Genomic DNA, 294 nt, shown 5'->3' with positions numbered 1-294 from the left:
CATTGACGTTAGAAGCAATCGTTGCCGCTGTTGTTACTGAGCCACTCAATGACTGGCTGTTGTACATGCCACGGCTAGTACCTGTGCCATCAGCCGCTACCGCAAATGTCAATGTTGGGTTGGCATCGCCATACACACGTGTCTTGTCATCAGCCGTTACAGTCACTGGACGGCGGTTCACTGTCAATGTGCCATCAACAAACGTGATGTCATAGTTAGAGTTATTGGCATTTGTGACCGTGTTCTGAGTAATAGCGTAAGCATTGACGTTAGAAGCAATCGTTGCCGCTGTTG

1 protein-coding gene is annotated in these 294 nt (G+C 48.6%); it reads right to left on the bottom strand.

All coding sequences use genetic code 11. The features are described from left to right. Positions 1–294, bottom strand: a 294-nt coding sequence (locus tag ICE88_RS08665; protein WP_216252055.1) for an MBG domain-containing protein, incomplete at both ends; no start/stop codon positions are given.

Origin of the sequence: Polynucleobacter sp. AM-26B4 (genome assembly GCF_018882285.1) — a bacterium.
Classification (GTDB): domain Bacteria; phylum Pseudomonadota; class Gammaproteobacteria; order Burkholderiales; family Burkholderiaceae; genus Polynucleobacter.
This window is presented reverse-complemented; position numbering and strand designations above follow the sequence as displayed.